Below are 17,497 nucleotides of genomic sequence, written 5' to 3'. Positions count from 1 at the left end.
AGGGCTCGAGGGCGACCGGGCGGCCGGCGAAATTCCCGGGTGCTGCCGGTGCCCGCTCTGTACGGTGTGGGCGTACCCGCAGTTCAGGCCACTGATCAGAGGTCGACCCACCGTGTTTCTGACCATCACCACGACCGGCACCCCGGAACGCCCCGCCACCGATCTCGGCTTCCTCCTGCACAAGCACCCCGAGAAGGCCCAGACGTTCTCCACCTCCTACGGCACGGCCCACGTCCTCTACCCCGAGGCGACAGCCGAGCGCTGCACGGCGGCGCTGTTGCTGGAGGTGGACGCGGTGGCACTGGTCAGGCGCGGCAAGGGCAAGGGCCGGGGCGGTGCCCCGGACGCGGCACTCGCGCAGTACGTCAACGACCGCCCCTACGCGGCCTCCTCCCTGCTCGCCGTGGCACTGAGCAACGTCTTCTCCAGCGCGATGAAGGGCGTCTGCAACGCCCGGCCCGAACTGCCCGCCGTACCCCGGCCGTTGCGTGTCGAGGTACCGGCGCTGCCCGCCCGCGGCGGCCCCGGGCTCGTACGGCGGCTCTTCGAGCCGCTGGGCTGGACGGTCACCGCCGAGCCCGTGCCGCTGGACACCGAGTTCCCGCAGTGGGGGGACTCCCGCTACGTCCGGCTCGAACTGGAGTCCACGGACCGTACCCTCGCCGAGGCCCTGCGCCACCTCTACGTCCTGCTCCCGGTCCTGGACGACGCCAAGCACTACTGGGTCGCCCCCGACGAGGTCGACAAGTTGCTGCGTGCCGGTGAGGGCTGGCTGCCCGGCCACCCGGAGCAGAAGCTGATCACCAGCCGCTACCTCTCGCGCCGCTGGTCGCTGACCCGTGCCGCGACGGAGCGGCTGGAGCTGGTGCGGCTGGCCGAGACGGACGACAGCGAGGTCGAGGAGATCGACAACGCGGTCGAGGCGGAGACCGAGATGGAGGAGCGGCCGACCCCGCTGGCCGTGCAGCGCCGGGAGGCCATCACCGAGGCGCTCAAGGCGTCCGGGGCGGCCCGCGTCCTGGACCTCGGCTGCGGGCAGGGCCAGTTGGTGCAGACCCTGCTCAAGGACCCGGCGTTCACCGAGATCGTGGGCGTGGACGTGTCGATGCGGGCGCTGACCATCGCCTCCCGGCGGCTCAAGCTGGACCGCATGGGGGAGCGGCAGGCCGCGCGCGTCAAGCTCTTCCAGGGCTCGCTCGCCTACACCGACCGGCGGATCAAGGGCTATGACGCCGCCGTGCTCAGCGAGGTCATCGAGCACCTCGACCTGCCCCGGCTGCCGGCCCTGGAGTACGCCGTGTTCGGCTCGGCCCGCCCGCGCACGGTCCTCGTGACAACGCCCAACGTCGAGTACAACGTGCGCTGGGAGAGCCTCCCGGCCGGCCACGTCCGCCACCGCGACCACCGCTTCGAATGGACCCGCGCAGAGTTCCGCTCCTGGGCGGAGGCGGTCGCCGAACGGCACGGCTACACGGCCGAGTTCACACCCGTGGGCCCCGACGACCCCGAGGTGGGCCCGCCCACCCAGATGGCCGTGTTCACCCTGACCACACCGAAGGAGGCGAAGGCGGCATGACCGACGTACGCGAGGGACGGGTCCTGCCCGTCACCGACCTCTCCCTGGTGGTGCTCGTCGGCGCCTCCGGCTCCGGCAAGTCCACGTTCGCCCGCAGGCACTTCAAGTCCACCGAGATCATCTCGTCCGACTTCTGCCGCGGTCTCGTCTCGGACGACGAGAACGACCAGAGCGCCACCAAGGACGCCTTCGACGTCCTGCACTACATCGCGGGCAAGCGCCTCGCCGCCGGCCGCCGCACGGTCGTGGACGCGACCAGCGTGCAGCCCGACGCCCGCCGCCAGCTGATCGACCTGGCCAGGCAGTACGACGTCCTGCCGATAGCCGTCGTGCTCGACGTGCCCGAGGAGGTGTGCGCCGAGCGCAACGCGGGCCGCACCGACCGCGCGGACATGCCCCGCCGGGTGATCCAGCGCCACACCAGGGAGCTGCGCCGCTCCCTCAGGCACCTGGAGCGCGAGGGCTTCCGCAAGGTGCACGTCCTGCGCGGCGTCGACGAGGTCGAGCACGCCACGATCGTCACCGAGAAGCGCTTCAACGACCTGACCCACCTCACCGGCCCCTTCGACATCGTCGGCGACATCCACGGCTGCGCCGCCGAACTGGAGACGCTGCTCGGCAAGCTGGGCTACACCGACGGAGTGCACCCCGAGGGCCGTACCGCCGTCTTCGTCGGCGACCTGGTCGACCGCGGCCCCGACAGCCCGGGCGTGCTGCGCCGCGTCATGGCGATGGTGAAGTCCGGCAACGCCCTGTGCGTGCCCGGCAACCACGAGAACAAGTACGGCCGCCACCTGCGCGGTCGCAAGGTCCAGCAGACCCACGGCCTCGCCGAGACCATCGAGCAGATGGCGGGCGAGAGCGAGGAGTTCGTCGCCGAGGTACGGGAGTTCCTCGACGGCCTCGTCAGCCACTACGTCCTCGACGGCGGCCGGCTGGTCGTCTGCCACGCCGGGCTGCCCGAGAAGTACCACGGCCGCACCTCCGGCCGGGTCCGCAGCCACGCCCTGTACGGCGACACCACCGGGGAGACCGACGAGTTCGGGCTGCCGGTGCGCTACCCGTGGGCGGAGGACTACCGGGGCCGCGCCGCCGTCGTCTACGGCCACACCCCCGTCCCGGAGGCCACCTGGCTCAACAACACCATCTGCCTGGACACGGGCGCCGTCTTCGGCGGCAAGCTCACCGCGCTGCGCTGGCCGGAGCGCGAGCTGGTCGACGTACCGGCGGAGCGCGTCTGGTACGAGCCGGTGAAGCCGCTGCTCACCGAGGCCCCCGGCGGGCAGGACGGCCGTCCGCTGGACCTGGCGGACGTACAGGGCCGCCGGGTCGTGGAGACCCGGCACCAGGGCCGGATCTCGATCCGCGAGGAGAACGCGGCGGCGGCCCTGGAGGTGATGAGCCGCTTCGCGGTGGACCCGCGGCTGCTGCCGTACCTCCCGCCGACCATGGCGCCGACGGCGACCAGCAAGGCCGACGGCTACCTCGAGCACCCGGTGGAGGCCTTCGCGCAGTACGCGGCGGACGGCGTCCAGCGGGTCGTGTGCGAGGAGAAGCACATGGGTTCGCGTGCGGTGGCCCTGGTGTGCCGGGACGCCGACGCGGCGCGCAAGCACTTCGGGGGCGGGGGAGGGCCCGCCGGGTCCCTCTACACCCGCACCGGCCGCCCGTTCCTCGACGACGACGCCCTCACCGAGGAGATCCTCGACCGGGTGCGCACGGCGATCGGCGAGGCCGGCCTCTGGGACGAACTGGCCACCGACTGGCTGCTGCTGGACGCCGAGCTGATGCCCTGGTCGCTGAAGGCGTCCGGGCTGCTGCGGTCGCAGTACGCGGCGGTGGGCGCCGCCTCCGGCGCGGTGCTGCCGGGCGCGCTGGCGGCGCTGGAGGGCACGGCCGCACGCGGCGTGGACGTGACGGGCCTGCTGGCCCGTACCCGCGAACGCTCCGCCGACGCCGCCGCCTTCACCGAGGCGTACCGCCGCTACTGCTGGACCACGGACGGTCTGGACGGCGTCCACTTGGCGCCGTTCCAGGTCCTCGCGGTCCAGGGCCGCAGCCTCGCCGCCCTGCCGCACGACGAGCAGCTCGCCCTGCTCGACCGGCTCGTCGAGCACGACGGCAGCGGACTGCTCCGGACCACCCGTCGGCTGTACGTCGACACGGCCGACCCCGAGTCCGTCCGGGCCGGAGTCGACTGGTGGCTTGAGATGACCGGCCGCGGCGGCGAGGGCATGGTCGTCAAGCCGATCGGCGCCCTCGTCCGCGACCCCCAGGGCCGCCTCGTCCAGCCCGGCATCAAGTGCCGGGGCCGCGAGTACCTGCGGATCATCTACGGCCCCGAGTACACCCGCCCGGAGAACCTGGCCCGGCTGCGCTCACGGTTCCTCAACCACAAGCGGTCCCTGGCGATCCGCGAGTACGCCCTGGGGCTGGAGGCCCTGGACCGGCTGGCCGAAGGCGAACCGCTGTGGCGCGTGCACGAGGCGGTCTTCGGTGTACTGGCCCTGGAATCGGAGCCGGTGGACCCGAGGCTGTGAGCCGCTAGGGCGACGTCCGCGGCGCCCGGGCCCGATCGAATCCGGCCAGGCTTGTCCCGCCTGGGGTGATCCTGGCCGGACGTCGCCCTTCCGGTCCCATTCGTCCCTGGTTAACCGCTGGTTGCCGTGCTAACTTCGCTGGTCGATCAGGCAGGTATACCGGCTCAGGGGGAAAGTCGGTGGAGACACACGCGGGGTTCGGCGAACCCGAGGGCGGGTCCGGGCGTGCGGACGGCTTACGGCTGCTGCTGGGGCTGACCAACGCCCTGTGCGTCCTGAGCTGCATGGAGGACGCGCAGGGGCGGCTGCACTTCGGTGTCGTCCTGGGAGACCTGCTGGGGCGCCGGATCGACCTGCGCGGCGTCAAGCTGCGCGAGGACGTGGTGCTGCTGACGCGCGCCGCGCTGAACATGCCGGGCGGCGAACGCGTACTGGTCGAGGTGGTGCGGATCCTCGAAGGCGAACTGGCGGGCGACGAACTCGACCGACTGCTCGACCAGTGGCTCGCGCCCGCCCCGCCCCCCGCCCTCCAGGGGCCCCTCTCCCGCGCCGACGAGACCAGCGCCCGCGCCGTCCTCGCCAAGGGCGAACTCCCCGCCGCCCGGCTGCGCGACGCCCTGGTCGAGGAACTCAACGGCCTCGACCTGCCCACCGGACTCGCCCCGGAACAACTCCTCGCGCACGTCCTGGACTGGAACGTGCAGCCGGACGGACTGCCCCCCGCCGTCCTCCTGATCGACCACGCCGCCCGGCTCGCCGCCACCCCCGGGCACCGCGCCGCCCTGTCCGGCTGGACCGACGACTGGGCCCGGCGCGCGGGCCTGACCGGACCGGTGGAGGAACGCCGCAAGGCCCGCGACACGACCGAGAGCGACCCGGACATCCCGCGCTGCCTCGTCGTCGCCGTCGAACCGGCACGGGACGGTTCCGGCGAGATCGTCGTCCGCCCCTGGCTCAACACCGTCCCGGGCCGCTGGGACCCGCAGCCCGGCGAACCCGCCACGACCACCCTCGACGAGCTGGGCCCGGCCGTCCAGCGCGCGTTACGGCAGGGCGCCCGCCTCTGGTCGGCGCCCCGCGACCCCGACCCGGGCGGACGCCGGCAGCCACCGCCGTACATCGAGTTCGTCCTTCCGTACGACCTCCTCAACCACGATGTGGCCGGTCTCACCTTCCGGATCGGTGACGGGCAGCCGCTGCCGCTCAGCCTGAAGTACGGGGTGCACCTGCGCAGTCTGGAGCGGATGCGCACGGACGACGCCCTGGTCCGGGACCAGTGGCGGGAGCGTTGGCGAACCCTGCGCGAGCACGGCGTCCTGGTGCACGGCTGGCGCGAACCGGACGGTGGCCGGCTCGGCGCGTGGCAGGCCGGGCTCGCCGGGGAACCAAGACATACGGCGGTGGTGCTCGACGCCCCGGCCGACGTCCTGGCACTGGAGGCCCTCAAGGCCGCCATAGCGGAGGGGGTGGGGCTCGCGATCTGGGACCGCAGAGGCGTCTTCCGCGAGGAGCGCCGGGAAGTGGTGACCGCCCTGTTCGCCGCGGCGCCTACACCGGCGAGGATCCCGGTGGCCGTCCACCTCCTGCGCAGGAACGCCGAGAGCGAGGGCCGGGGCCCCGGCGAGCTGCTCGGCCGGCACATCGGCTTTCTCTGGGACGATCCGACACGTCCCGTTGACTTCCAGCCCACCGACCCAGGCGATCTCGCCAGCGAGGAGGCATCCGCATGAGCGGGCAGGAGCAGACGGTCCCGAACGGCTGGCGGGTCTTCCACGGCACGGGCAGCGCCCCCGCCGTCCCGCCCGACCTGCCCGCGCCGCCGCCCTGGCGCCGGTTCCGGGGTGACCCGGCCCAACCCGTGCCGGCGGCCGACCCCCAGGCCGCGCTGCGCCGGCTGGGCCCCGGCGACGTCACCCCGCAGCTGGGCGAGGAGGAGATCGACGTCGTCAACGCCGCACTGTTGCTGCGCCGGCCCCTGCTGATCACCGGCCCGCCCGGTGTCGGCAAGTCCACCCTCGCCTACCTCATCTCCCGCGAACTCGGCCTCGGCAGGGTCCTGGAGTGGAACATCGTCAGCCGCACCACCCTGCGCGAGGGCCTCTACGCCCACGACGCCATGGGCCGCGCCCAGGCCATCGCCGCCTGGCGGGCGGGCCTGCGGCACGCCGCGTCCCTGGAACCGGACGGCGCCGTGCCGCCGGAACCGGACGACGACGCCGTGCCGGCCGCGGACGTCAACACCGCGCTTCCTCAAAATCCTCGTCAACTTCCCCCGGTTCTGGGGGACTTCCTCACTCTCGGCCCCCTGGGGACCGCGCTGCTGCCCTACGATCGTCCCCGTGTGCTTCTCGTCGACGAGCTCGACAAGAGCGACATCGACCTGCCGAACGACCTGTTGCACGTCCTGGAGAACGGAAGCTATGACGTCCCCGAGCTGGTACGCGACGCCGCGGACAGCGCGCGTGTCCACACCAGCGACCCCGGGGGCCGTGCCGAGGTGCGCGACGGGCGGGTCGAGTGCCGGGAGTTCCCGGTCGTGGTGATCACCAGCAACGGAGAGCGGGAATTCCCCGCGGCCTTCCGCCGGCGCTGCCTGCCGCTGGAGATGCGCACGCCCACCCGGGAGCAACTCCTGGCCATGGTCGAAGGGCACCTCGGAACCCGTCCGCAGGGCACCGAAGACCTCGTCGACCTGTTCGTTCAGCGGGTCCAGGCCGGCGGAACCCACTCCCTGGACCAGTTGCTCAACGCTGTCCAGATGACGACCGCGGGTGGTTTCCAGGCGGATGGTGACGGGCGTAAGCTCGTGGAAATGCTCCTGCGCGACCTCGCGAAGGGCCGCTGAATTGAAGGGCTATCCCAGGGAGCACGCATCCGGGCTCGGCGACGGATTTCCCGTTTCGGGGTCGTCGCCTCCTTCGGCGTTGCCCGAATCCGCCGACCAGGCGGCTGAGCACGGAGTGGCGGTACCGCCCGCCCTGGAACAGTCCCTCCCGCGCTGGCAGGACGTCGCCGACGCGGTCTGGCTCGCCGCGCACTGGAACCGCCACGGCGGCCCGGCCCCCTCCGGAGCGGAACCGGCGCCGGGCCGGACGGCAGCCCCCGCCCCTTCTCCCGTACGCCCGCGGGAAACGGACGACGCGGACCGGCCGGACACCCCACCGGCCGGCCGGCCGGACCCCTCCCCTGACACCGCCCCCGACGCGGTACGCGCCCCGCGCCCGCCCGCCGATGCCGGTGGGCCGGCCACCCCCGACGGCCCCGACGACCGGCCGGGGAGCGGCGCCGCCCCGCCCGCAGAGCAGGGCTCCTCGGCGCGCCTGTTACCCGACGCCGGGGGCCGCCTCACCCTGCGCCTCGGGCAGCCGCTGCTGCCCGCCGACGACCGCCCGCGGCAGGCCCCGGGCCGCACCACCGCCCGGTTCGCCCGCGCCCTGCACCAGCTGGCCCGCCGTGTGCCGTCCCGCGACACCCTCGAACTCGACGAGGAGACCACGGCCGAGCAGGGGATCATCGACGGCATGTGGATGCCGTTCCTGCGTCCCGCCCGGACGGCCGCGTTCGACCTGGTCCTGCTGGTCGACGACGCGCCGACCCTGCGGATCTGGGAGGAGTCCACCGCCCGTCTCGCCCAGGCCGCCGAGCACAGCGGCGCCTTCCGGGCCGTGCGGACGGTCCGGGTGAACGTGCCGCGCACCGGGACCGCCACCCTGCGCTGGAGCGCCGGCCGGGCCGCCGCCGACCCCGCCGAACTCCTCGACGGACGCGGCGACCGCGTCTTCCTCGTGGTCACCGACGGGCTCGCCCACGGCTGGGCCTCACCCGCCGCCGACGACTTGCTCGCCCGGCTCGCCCACGCCGGCCCCACGGCCCTGGTGCACCTGCTCCCGCCGCACCTGCGCCACCGCGCCTCGCTCTACCCGTATCCGGCCGTTCTGGAGGCGGGCGGATTCGGCGCCGCCAACGACGGACTCGAGCACTGGGCGCCGCCCGGCGGCCCCGACCCCCTGCGACCGCTGCCCGACGCCGGCGACGGCTCCGTGCCCGTCCCCGTGCTCTCCCTGAAACCCGGCTCCCTCGCGGCCTGGGCCGACCTCGTCACCGGGGAACGCGGAGTGCGCCGCGCCCTGCCCGTCGTGCTGGCCGGCACCCTCACCAAGGGATCGCCCGCACCGGGCCTGCGCGCCCCGCGCTTCCCGCACGCCGCCAAAGCCGCCGTCCGCCGGTTCTTCACCCTGGCCACTCCGGCGGCTCGCCGACTGGCCGCCCAACTCGCCACCATCCCCTTCGAGTTCGACCTCGTGGAGCAGCTGCGGCGGCGCACCATGCCGGAGACCGGCCCGGACCACCTCGCCGAGATCCTGATGGGCGGGCTGATCGACTGGGACACCGGCGGCGAGGGGCGCCCCGAGTTCGCCGACGGAGTCCGCGAGGAACTGCTCGCCACCACCACCCGCAGCCAACTCGCCCACACCGTCAGCGTGGTGGGCGAACTGCCCGCCGCGGGCGCCCGGGGTGTCGCCCTGCGTGCCGCCCTGCGCGACCCGATGGGCGCCACGCTGCCCGACCCGTCCGAGCGGGGCTGGGCGCGCAGCGAGCTGGCCGTGATGCGCGCGCTCTCGGGCCCGTACTCCGAGCGGGCCCGCCGTATCGAGCCCGGTCTGTCCAGGGCCCGAGGGCCCGGTGACGCCGAACGAGTGAGTCCGGGAATGTCCGGAGTTACAACTTCTGAGGTGAACCGCGCGGCTCCTGGGGGATTGTCCGACGGAACGGGAAGTCTGCCACCGTCGAAGACCCCCCAAGAAGCTGGAGAACCACCCGTGCCACCCCTGGTATCCGACGCCATCCCACAAGAACCCTCGGAGGCTGAGCCCCCCATGCCGAGCACCACGACCGGAACGCCCGCCGCCCTCCTGGTGAACGTGCCTCTGCGCAACACCTCGTTCGTCGGCCGGCAGGCGCTGCTGAGTGCCGTGGAGGAGCAGCTGGGGGCTCAGGACACGGCGGCGGTGCTGCCCAACGCCCTGCACGGCCTCGGTGGCGTCGGCAAGTCCCAGCTGGCACTCGAGTACGTCTACACCCACCAGCACGACTATCGGGTGATCTGCTGGATCCCCGCCGAGCGGGAGAGCCTCATCCTCGCCGCGCTGGCCCAGCTGGCGGCACAGCTGGGCGTCGCCCCCACCGGCCAGGACAGCCTCGGCGCCCCCGCCGCCAACACCGCCGTGCCCGCCGTGCTGGAGGCGCTGAGCACCGGGACGCCGTACGACAGCTGGCTGCTCGTCTTCGACAACGCCGAGGACGTCGACACGGTGCGCCAGTACTTTCCGGCCAACGGACCGGGCAAGGTCATCGTCACGTCCCGGAACCGGGCCTGGGAGAGGGTGGCCACGTCGCTGCCGGTCAACGTGTTCGAGCGCGAGGAGTCGATCGAGCTGCTGCAGCGGCGCTCGCCCGACCTGACCGTCGACGACGCCGGGCGGCTCGCCGAGGCGCTGGGTGACCTGCCGCTCGCGGTGGAGCAGGCGGGAGCCTGGCGCGCGGTGACCGGCATGCAGGTCGACGAGTACCTCGATCTGCTCGCGCAGCGCAGTCCCGAGATCCTCGAACTCGACCCGGCTCCCGACTATCCGGTCTCGGTCGCCGCCGCATGGGACATCTCGCTGGAGCGGATCAAGGAGAACAACCCCGGCGCCCGGCAGCTGCTGGACATCTGCGCCAGCATGGCCCCCGAGCCCATCCCGAGGGCGATGCTGCGCGGCAGCCGCGGCGTCAACGTCACGCCCGAGGTCGATCCCCTCCTGAGGGAATCGATCAAACTCAACCGCGCCGTCCGCGACCTGAGCCAGTTCTCCCTGGTCCGGGTGGACCCGCGGTCCGACACCCTCCAGATGCACCGTCTGCTGCAGACGGTGCTCCTGGCCAAGCTGAGCGCCGAGGAGCGGGAGCGGATGCGCGACGCCGCGCATCAGCTGCTGTCGGCCGCCAAGCCCGGCCCCTCCGGTTCGTCACTGGAATGGCGCGCGTATCAGGCGCTGCTGCCCCACGTGCTCACCTCACAGGCCGTGACGAGCACCGACACCTATGTGCGGGAGCTGGTCTTCGACACGGTGTGGTTCCTCTACTACTGGGGAGACCACGTCGGCGCCGCGGACTTCGCCCGCCAGGCCTGGAGCGCCTGGCTCGGGTCCTCGGGCGAGGAGGACCTCCACGTCCTCCGGATGACGAAGAGCCTCGGCTTCCTGTTGCGGCAGAACGGCCAGGTCCCCGAGTCCATCCCGCTCACCGAGAAGGCCCTGGAGATCTCGCGCCGCACCGACATCGACTCGGAGAACCTGATCGACTCGCTGTGCGAGATGGCGGACGCCCGCGGTTATCAGGGCGGGTTCGAGGAGGCCCGGGCGCTGACGCAGGAGGCCACCGAGCTGGCCCGGTCCCTGTTCGGTCCGGACGATCCGATGACGCTGCGTGCCACCCACGCCTGGGGAGTCGCTCTGCGGTTGTGCGGCCGGTTCAGGGAGGCCCTGCCGCTGGACCAGGAGAACGCCCAGCAGCGCGAGCTGCTGTTCGGCCCCGCCAGCTTCTTCACCCTCAACACCCTCAACGCGCTCTCCATCGACATGCGCGAGAGCGGGGACTATCCCGGCGCCCGCGACTTCCAGGAGGACGCGTACCGCCGGGCGCGCGCCGAACTCGGTGAGGAACATCCCCTCACTTTGCGCATCGCCCGCAATCTCGCGGTCTGCCGACGCCGGGACGGGGCCCACGAAGAGGCGGCCAAGCTCTCGGACGAGACGCTGCGGCGCTTCGTCTCCCGCTACGGAAGGGACCACTTCGACGCGGTGTCGTCGGCGACCAACGTCTCCGTCGACCGGCGCCTGAACGGTGACCTCGACGGCTCCCGGGAGCTGGCGGAGGAGACGCTGCGGCGATTCGAGCAGCGCCTCGGTGAGAGCCACGCGTACACCCTCCTGACCAAGGCGAACCTGGCCGCCACCCTGCGTGCCCTCGGCGCACTGGACCAGGCTCAGGAGCTGGAGGACGACGCGGAGCGCCGGCTGTCCGCGGGTGTGGGCCCCCGGCACATCACCACGCTGACCGTCGCCATCGGCCGGGCCAACACGGCCTACGCACGCGTCGACTTCGAGCGGGCGCACGAGATCGACGAGGCCAATCTGCCGCTGCTCGCCGAGATCGCCGGCGAGGAGCACCCGCTGACGCTGGCCTGCATGGCCAACCTCGGCCTCGACCTGCGCGGCCTGGGCCGCAGGGCGGAGGCCGACGAACTGCAGCGCAAGGCGACGGACGGCTTCTCCCGTGTGGTGCGTGCCGACCACCCCTGGCATGTGGCCGCACGCCAGGGCCGCCGTATCGAGTGCGACATGGCGCCGATGCCGCTGTAGTCCGCTGTCTCGTCCGGGGTGGCACCCGTGTGCCGCCCCGGACCCGTCAGCCCGCGTCCGCCACCGGCGTGGGGGGCGCGCCGTCCGAGGGGTGCCGGGGTGCCGGGGCGTCGCCCGCGTGGTCCGGGAGAGTCAGACGTACCGGCACGACCTCGGTGCGGCGCGGGGCGCGGGTGGGCTCGTGGCCGGACAGGCGGCGGACCAGGATCAGCAGCGGCTGGGTGAGCAGTGTCGTGGCCAGGGCCATGAAGACCAGCACCGTGTAGAGGGGCTTGCTCACCAGGCCCGCCTGGAAGCCGGCGTTGAGGGCGATCAGCTCCGTGAGACCGCGGGCGCTCAGCAGGACACCGACGGTCCGTGCGTCGTCGCGGTCCAGTCCGCCCATCCGGGCCGCCACCACGCCGCTGCCGACCTTCGTGGTGATCGCCAGCACCGTCACCACCAGCAGGGTGATCCACCCGGTGGCGTCCATGCTGTCGAGGGTGACGGACTGCCCGGAGAAGACGAAGAAGTAGGGCACCAGCAGCGAGCCGACGACATGCAGGTGGCGCAGCAGATCCGGGTCGAGGGTGCCGCCCTCCTCACGCGGGCAGACGATCCCCGCGAGCAGCGCACCGCAGATCGCGTGCAGCCCGAGGAACTGCGTCACGGACGCCGAGGCGCAGGCGAAGCCGATGAGCAGCGCCAGCCGCAGGGACGGCTCCATCCGGGTCCGCCACAGCAGCCCGCGCAGCACGGGCCGGGCCGCCAGCAGCATCAGCACGGCGAAACCGGCCGCGATGACGGCCCGCCACTGCCAGCCGAGCCCCTGCTCTCCGCTGTCGCCGTCCAGCATCGTCCCGGCCAGCACCGTCCACCCGATCACGTCGAGCAGCCCGGCCGCGGACACCGCGAGGACGCCCGGCACCGTGTCGGCCAGATTGTTCTCCCGCACGATGGCCGTCAGGACCGGTACGGCCGTTATCGACAGGGCGACCCCGGCGAACAGCACCATGCCGGTGGTGAGCGGGGGCATGTCCAGGGCCCGCAACTGCTCCCGGAACAGCAGCGCACAGCCGCTGCCCACGACCATCGGGACCACGAACGCCGCCAGTGCCACCGTCACGACGGTGCGCGCCCGGTCGCCCAGGATCTTCAGATCCAGCTCGTACCCCACCGCGAACAGGAAGACCACCAGGGCGAACTGCGCGAGCCCGGTCAGCGCGGTGCCGATCTCCTCGGGGAACAGCGTCCGGTAGGCATCCGGCGCCGTACTGCCGAGCAACGAAGGACCGAGGGCGATGCCCGCTGTCAGCTGCCCCACGATGTAGGGCTGCTTCAGCCGCTGGGCCACCCAGCCGGCGCCATGGCCGATCGCGAGGATCAGGGCCGAGGCGAACAGGAAATGCGTGACCACCGCGTCAGCGCTCACTGCGTCCCCCTGTGTCCAGTTGTCTTGGCCGGTGGTTCGGCCCCGGGCGGGTCCTCGCACATGTGCTCGACCCCCAACCTCCTTATGATACTGGTAAGTTGACGGCGTATCGGCAGTCGTACACAACTCTGTACCGGTGTCACGGGGGGCACATGGCGACGGTCGTCTTCATCCATGGAACAGGGGTGCGCGAACCAGGCTTCTCGAAGCTTGCGGGGCGCGTGGCGGCCGGACTGACCGCCCTGCGCGAGGGACTACGCATCGTGCCGTACTACTGGGGCGGCACGCACGGCGCCACGCTCGCGGCGGACGGGCTCAGCCTTCCCGCCGAGCCGGGCGGCACGGCCCGGGGCGTGGCGGAGGGGGACCCCGACGACGCGTCGGCCGCCGCGTGGGCCGCCCTCTACGCCGACCCGTACGCGGAACTCGTGCTCGCCGCGGCCGGTGCGCCGCAGGTCATCGAGCGTCCGCCCGGTTCCCTGCCTCCCGACCAGCTGATACGGGCGCGGCTGGCCTCCCTCGCGGCGGGAGGTGACGCCCCCGCCGTCGAGCTGGGGCCCGGTCTGGCCCGCGCCGCCACCGATCTGGCCGCCCATCCGCTGCTCGCCCCGGCCGCCGACGCCCTGGCCCCCGACGACCTCGCGGCGCTCGCCGGACGCAGTCTCGCGGCCCGGGTCATCGCCGACGCCCTGGACTCCGACGCCCCGTTGGTGCCGGTCGGCGACAGCCGTGACGCGGTCGTCGACCGGCTCGCCGTGGCACTCGGTGCACAGCCCCGGGGCACGGAACGCGGGGTGCGCTCCCTGGTGCTGCGGGTCGCGGGTTCGGCGGCATCCCGTGCCGTCGTGCGCCGCCGCCGCGCCCTCACCGAGGCCGCCCACCCCGCCGCCGCCGACATCCTGCGCTACCTCAGCCGCGGCGCCGCGGTCCGCGCCGAACTGCGTCACCTGGTCACGGGCCTCGAACCGCCCGTCACCCTGGTCGGCCACAGCCTGGGCGGCATCATCGCCCTGGACACGCTGGTCTCCGCCCCACTGCCGCAGGTCCGGCTCCTGGTGACGGCGGGCTCCCAGGGGCCGTTCCTGTACGAGTCGGGATCGCTGCCCTCCCTCGAACACCCCGCACCCCTGCCGTCCCACGTACCGGACTGGTTGAACCTGTACGACTCCCGTGACCTGCTCTCCTATCTCGGCGGGGGCCTGTTCCCCGGACGGGTCACGGACGTGGCGGTCGACAGCCGTCAGCCCTTCCCGGCCTCGCACAGCGCCTATTGGACGAACCCCGAGGTCTACCGGCACATCGTGGACCGGCTGCCGTGAACCCCGCCCGGGTGCACGCGCTGATCGTCGGTGTCGAGCGGTACGACGCCGGTCCCGGCTGGGACCTGCCCGGGCCGGCGCGCGATGCCGTGGCCTTTCACCGGCTGTTGCGGGCGGCCGGGGTGCCGGACGACCGGCTTCGGCTGCATCTCGCCCCGTTGCCGCCGTACACGCCGGGCGTTCCGTACCAGCCCGCCGACCACGCCACCCTGCGCCGCGTCCTCGTCCGCGAACTGCCCCTGGTCCAGGGCGATGTCCTGTGGGTGTGGTGGGGCGGGCACGGCGTCCTCGACCGGGCCGGGCACCTGCGCCTGTTCTGCGCGGACGCCAGTACCGCCGACAAACTGGGCATCGACCTGGACTCCGCCCTCGACCGGTACGCCGGGGACGCCGTACCGGCCTTCGGCGATCAGCTGTGGATCGTGGACGCCTGCGAGACCTTCGAAGAGGACCTGGCCTTCCGGGAGCAACTGCCGCCGGACGCCCTGCCGGTGGGCCGACGGACCCTCGCGCATCGCCAGACGGTGCTGAGGGCGGCCGGGCGCGGGCGGGCCGCCGCCAACGACGCCGGGCGGGGCACGGGGCTGTTCTCGGAGGTCCTGCTCGGGCTGCTGGCCGACCGAGCCGCCGTTCTGCCCGCGCTGCCCGATCCGGAGGGACTGTTTCCGGCCGTCCGGACACGTATCGCGGCCCTCAGGGAAGCGGGACGTACTCTGCAGTATCCGGAGATTCGGCTGCAGAGCCCCGAGCGCACCGAGATCGTGGCGCCGGCCGCACCGTCACCCGAGCCGCGCCGGGCCTCGCCGTTGCAGCGGGCCGTGGACGCGCTCCTCGCCTATCCGCTGATGGGGGACCCCACCGAACGGCAGACGGTGGTCGCCTCGTTGGACCCGCGTGTCACTGCCACGCTGCCCCGGCACAGCAAGGCCCGCACCGATGTCGTCGGCATCCTCAACAGGCTGGCCCGGGGCCGGCCGGAGATGCTGTGGCAGCTGTTCGACGCCGTGGTGTCCCTCGATGACGATCCGGACCTCAGGGGCGAACTGGACGCTGCGTTAAGGGAGTTCGAGTCCTCGATGATGCGTCCACGTGATCGGAAATGATCGAGTGGCGTGATCGGACGGTTTTCGACCCGGGCAGGAATGGCCATGATGGAAAAGGAGACGAGTGCGGGGCATCGCGTGCCACCGTGCGAGAAGGGGGAGCACCTTGGACCAGCCGCCCGCTCTGTGCCACGCCGGAGCCGCCGTCCGTGAGCATGCCACCGCTGCGGGTACCGACGTCTGGGAGTCGGATCTTGCCGACCTGACGGGGCTGCCCCTGACCGCCCTCGACGGTGTCGCCCCGTTGGGAACCTCCGCCCGGTTGCTCGGGGAGGTACTGCGCGCTCGCGGCAGTATCAGAGGGGGCAACGAGGGGACCGCCCGGGCCGAATAGCCCTCCAGTCCCCGACGGCAGGCGGCCCGGGAGGCCTCACAGACCGCCGGGGCCCTACTCCCTGACCGCGACCGGAGGTCCCGCATGCCCAGCGAGCCGCGCCCCGCCCCGTTCCGCATGCCCGAACGGCTCTTCGCGGAACTGGCCGCGGGAGGGGGCTCCGCAGAGGCGGTCGCCTTCCTCGAACGGGCGGAGCGGGCACGCAGGCTGCTGCTTCTGCGGACCCTGCTGGACCGCCTCGGCACCCTGCACACGCCGCTGAGCCCGGCCGCCGAGGCCTGGGACGTCCTCAAGGAGGCCGCCGCCGCGGCACCCGGGCCGGTCGACCGGCTGCTGCTCGCCCCGGCGACCGGCGGCTGGCTCGCCCATGCGCTGCGCCGGCTGCACGGCACCGCGTCGGGCCCGCCGCTGTGGGCGGAGGCCGGGCATCTGTGCGCCCTGGCCGTCGCGGCGTCGCTGCGCGCCGGCACGCGGGCGGACCTCCGGGTGCCCCTCACCGACGGCGCACTGCCGCTGCCGGGGCTGGGACTGGCCCGGCTCACCGGAGCGGAGGACGGGTTGACGGTCGCCCACGCCCGTACGAGCGGCGGCGAGCTGACGCTGTCCGGCCCGGGTCGCGACGGCGGCACCCTCACCGTGACGATCAGCCCGGCGACGCAACCCCTGCCGAGACCGGCCCCGACGGCGTCGGACGCCGACGCCGCCTGGACACCCCTGCGCACCCTCACCCACCCCACCCCAGTCGGAACCGTCGCCATCCCCCTCGAAGACCTCGACCCCTACCGCGACCTGGACGACCCCCTGCCGCCCGCACGGCTCGACACCGGCGAAGCCGAGGCCTGGCAACGGCTGTTCGAGGAGGCCGTCGCGCTGCTCGCCGCGCCGGGCGGCGAAGGGCCGGGCCGGTTCGACCCCGGCGCGATACGGGCCGTGGTGCCCTGGGGGCGTACGAGCACGGAGCCGCCCGCGCCGCCCACCGTCCTGGTGTCCGCCACCAGCGGCGACTCCTTCGGCGCCATGGTCATCGCCCGCCCCTCCTGCCCGCTCGCCCTCGCCGAGACCCTGGTCCACGAGTTCCAGCACAGCAAACTCGCCGCCCTCCTGCACCTGTTCCCGCTGCTCGACGACGACCGGGAGGAGCGCTACTACGCCCCCTGGCGGCCCGACCCGCGGCATCTCACCGGTCTGCTGCACGGTGCGTACGCCTTCACCGGTGTCGCGGGCTTCTGGCGGGACCGCCTGGCCGTGGCGCGGGACGACGGGGCGGCCGACACGGCCGGGTACCACTTCGCGCTGCGCCGTCTGCAGAGCCGGCTCGTCGTGCGCACCCTGCTGATGGAGGGGCGTCTCACCCCGCAGGGCCGGGCCCTGGTGTCGGGGCTGGCCCGTACGCTCGACGGCTGGCTGCGCGAGCCGGTTCCGTACGCCGCGCTCACCCGGGCCCGGACGGCCGCGGCGCTGCACCGCACCGAGTGGCGTCTGCGCAACGTCGCCCCGCCGTCCTCCGGTTCCGGAGGCCCCCGCTTCCGCCTCGACCGCACCTCCTGGCCCGACGTCCGCACCCACGCGTTCGCCGCCCGGCCCGTCGCTCCGCACACCGCCGACGAGCAACTCGCCGCCGGGGACGCCGCCGCCGCGCTCGCCCGTTACGCCGGTCAGCTGGCCGCCGACCCCGCCGAACCGCACGCCCTGGCCGGCTGGATCGTCGCCCGCGCCGTGCTCGACCCGGGGCGGACGACCCGGCGGATGCTGGCCCGGCCGGAGCTGCTCCAGCCGCTGCCCAGCGGATGACCGTGCCGGTTGTCGTCACA

At 73.3% G+C, this 17,497-nt stretch carries 9 protein-coding genes; 8 read left to right on the top strand and 1 reads right to left on the bottom strand.

Features of this window, described 5'->3' with window-relative positions:
• Positions 1–112 precede the first annotated feature (112 nt).
• From ACFZBT_RS10505 to fxsT, 5 genes are all read left to right on the top strand, one after another.
• Complete coding sequence (locus ACFZBT_RS10505; protein WP_391100976.1) at positions 113–1,576, top strand: 3' terminal RNA ribose 2'-O-methyltransferase Hen1; 1,464 nt, start codon at positions 113–115, stop codon at positions 1,574–1,576.
• Entirely contained in the window at positions 1,573–4,116 is a 2,544-nt protein-coding gene (locus tag ACFZBT_RS10500; protein ID WP_391100973.1) for a polynucleotide kinase-phosphatase, read from the top strand. The genes ACFZBT_RS10505 and ACFZBT_RS10500 overlap by 4 nt, the downstream gene beginning before the upstream one ends.
• Positions 4,117–4,295: 179 nt before the next feature.
• Entirely contained in the window at positions 4,296–5,846 is a 1,551-nt protein-coding gene (locus ACFZBT_RS10495; protein WP_391100971.1) for a hypothetical protein, read from the top strand.
• Positions 5,843–6,961 carry a MoxR family ATPase gene (locus ACFZBT_RS10490; protein WP_391100968.1) on the top strand — a complete coding sequence of 373 codons (1,119 nt, stop codon included), beginning with the start codon at positions 5,843–5,845 and terminating at the stop codon, positions 6,959–6,961. The genes ACFZBT_RS10495 and ACFZBT_RS10490 overlap by 4 nt, the downstream gene beginning before the upstream one ends.
• 1 nt (position 6,962) lies before the next feature.
• Positions 6,963–11,519 (top strand): FxSxx-COOH system tetratricopeptide repeat protein, encoded by a 4,557-nt coding sequence (fxsT, locus tag ACFZBT_RS10485; protein WP_391100966.1) that lies wholly within the window; start codon positions 6,963–6,965, stop codon positions 11,517–11,519.
• A 46-nt stretch (positions 11,520–11,565) separates the two neighbouring features.
• Here the strand turns inward: fxsT and ACFZBT_RS10480 are convergent, their stop codons facing one another.
• Positions 11,566–12,930: a cation:proton antiporter gene (locus ACFZBT_RS10480; RefSeq protein ID WP_391100964.1), complete on the bottom strand. Its 1,365-nt coding sequence runs from the start codon at positions 12,928–12,930 to the stop codon at positions 11,566–11,568.
• Positions 12,931–13,115: 185 nt separating this feature from the next.
• Here ACFZBT_RS10480 and ACFZBT_RS10475 point away from each other — a divergent pair, with 185 nt between their 5' ends.
• The 3 genes from ACFZBT_RS10475 (at position 13,116) to ACFZBT_RS10465 (ending at position 17,477) form a co-directional block, all read left to right on the top strand.
• Positions 13,116–14,249: a hypothetical protein gene (locus ACFZBT_RS10475; RefSeq protein WP_391100961.1), complete on the top strand. Its 1,134-nt coding sequence runs from the start codon at positions 13,116–13,118 to the stop codon at positions 14,247–14,249.
• Entirely contained in the window at positions 14,246–15,352 is a 1,107-nt protein-coding gene (locus ACFZBT_RS10470) for a caspase family protein (RefSeq protein ID WP_391100958.1), read from the top strand. The genes ACFZBT_RS10475 and ACFZBT_RS10470 overlap by 4 nt, the downstream gene beginning before the upstream one ends.
• Positions 15,353–15,770: 418 nt before the next feature.
• Positions 15,771–17,477: an aKG-HExxH-type peptide beta-hydroxylase gene (locus tag ACFZBT_RS10465; protein WP_391100956.1), complete on the top strand. Its 1,707-nt coding sequence runs from the start codon at positions 15,771–15,773 to the stop codon at positions 17,475–17,477.
• Positions 17,478–17,497: the final 20 nt, after the last annotated feature.

It is taken from the genome of Streptomyces sp. NPDC008137 (assembly GCF_042957035.1).
Lineage (GTDB): Bacteria > Actinomycetota > Actinomycetes > Streptomycetales > Streptomycetaceae > Streptomyces.
The sequence above is the reverse complement of the archived record's forward strand: the minus strand, read 5'-3'. Positions and strand labels throughout refer to the sequence as shown.